This window comes from Escherichia sp. AM3, assembly GCF_032029835.1.
Classification (GTDB): domain Bacteria; phylum Pseudomonadota; class Gammaproteobacteria; order Enterobacterales; family Enterobacteriaceae; genus Escherichia; species Escherichia coli.
Map to the genome: position 1 here is coordinate 1 of NZ_JAVUPQ010000517.1, position 576 is coordinate 576.

Annotated in this window: 1 protein-coding gene; it reads right to left on the minus strand. The window is 35.8% G+C overall.

Annotated features, from left to right (window positions below; genetic code table 11):
- Positions 1 to 576, minus strand: a 576-nt coding sequence (locus RTW80_RS26980; protein WP_312721155.1) for a DUF4049 domain-containing protein, incomplete at both ends; no start/stop codon positions are given.

The window sequence follows — 576 nt, forward strand, 5'->3', positions numbered from 1 at the left end:
TTTAGGTCTGTAATCTGTCGAAACAGAAAAATAACGATTAAAGGATCGACAAGAGATAGCCCGGCTAGTTTTAAACTTTTTGCCATTAATTATAGCATGATGCTTTTTATTGATAATTGCCGCTAATTCGACCGGATCGAGAGCATTGGTCATTTCATCAATAGAGACTGTTATCGGTCCTATAATGTAACGTTTTCGCTGATCATCAAAAGTTATCCCATGATGATTTGCCATTATTTTGTATTTGGGGTCATAGAAACATACAGGATAATCTTTTATCCCAGAGTAGGTATCCTCATCGAGTGGTTTCATACGCGTGAAGTTCTGCATATAGTTACCATTGCAATTCGTTTCATGATTTCCAGCTAATACATGAACATTTTCATTGATACTCATTATGCGTTTTAACAAATCGATGATAAATTGATCACCACAGATATTGCTAAATCGATCGCCGGTTTGGTCGCCCAGAAACGTACATGGCGTCACAGCGTCTTTATTAATAACTAAATAAGGCTGAAGACTTTCTAAAATAATGTCTCTTCTGTTCAGGATACTGATTATTGTATTAACATT